This window comes from Streptomyces sp. NPDC026377 (genome assembly GCF_055567715.1).
Window position 1 is genome coordinate 1 of record NZ_JBVHPV010000050.1, and the last position, 1,204, is coordinate 1,204.

Annotated in this window: 1 rRNA gene; it reads left to right on the forward strand. The window is 55.8% G+C overall.

The window, feature by feature from the left end:
• Positions 1–1,173, forward strand: a 23S ribosomal RNA gene (locus ACZ4MU_RS35210); the annotation flags it as partial.
• Positions 1,174–1,204 lie beyond the last annotated feature (31 nt).

The following is a 1,204-nucleotide window of genomic DNA, read 5'->3' on the forward strand; positions in this document are numbered from 1 at the left end:
TGAGCTGGGGGTGGCCGCAGAGACCAGCGAGAAGCGACTGTTTACTAAAAACACAGGTCCGTGCGAAGCCGTAAGGCGATGTATACGGACTGACGCCTGCCCGGTGCTGGAACGTTAAGGGGACCGGTTAGCTCCATTTCGGTGGGGCGAAGCTGAGAACTTAAGCGCCAGTAAACGGCGGTGGTAACTATAACCATCCTAAGGTAGCGAAATTCCTTGTCGGGTAAGTTCCGACCTGCACGAATGGCGTAACGACTTCTCGACTGTCTCAACCATAGGCCCGGTGAAATTGCACTACGAGTAAAGATGCTCGTTTCGCGCAGCAGGACGGAAAGACCCCGGGACCTTTACTACAGTTTGATATTGGTGTTCGGTTCGGCTTGTGTAGGATAGGTGGGAGACTTTGAAGCTGTGACGCCAGTCATGGTGGAGTCGCCGTTGAAATACCACTCTGGTCGTGCTGGATGTCTAACCTGGGTCCGTGATCCGGATCAGGGACAGTGTCTGATGGGTAGTTTAACTGGGGCGGTTGCCTCCTAAAGAGTAACGGAGGCGCCCAAAGGTTCCCTCAGCCTGGTTGGCAATCAGGTGTTGAGTGTAAGTGCACAAGGGAGCTTGACTGTGAGACCGACGGGTCGAGCAGGGACGAAAGTCGGGACTAGTGATCCGGCGGTGGCTTGTGGAAGCGCCGTCGCTCAACGGATAAAAGGTACCCCGGGGATAACAGGCTGATCTTCCCCAAGAGTCCATATCGACGGGATGGTTTGGCACCTCGATGTCGGCTCGTCGCATCCTGGGGCTGGAGTCGGTCCCAAGGGTTGGGCTGTTCGCCCATTAAAGCGGTACGCGAGCTGGGTTTAGAACGTCGTGAGACAGTTCGGTCCCTATCCGCTGTGCGCGTAGGAATATTGAGAAGGGCTGTCCCTAGTACGAGAGGACCGGGACGGACGAACCTCTGGTGTGCCAGTTGTCCTGCCAAGGGCATGGCTGGTTGGCTACGTTCGGAAAGGATAACCGCTGAAAGCATCTAAGCGGGAAGCCTGCTTCGAGATGAGTATTCCCACCTCCTTGAGAGGGTAAGGCTCCCAGTAGACGACTGGGTTGATAGGCCAGATGTGGAAGCCTCGTAAGGGGTGGAGCTGACTGGTACTAATAGGCCGAGGGCTTGTCCTCAGTTGCTCGCGTCCACTGTGTTAGTTCTGAA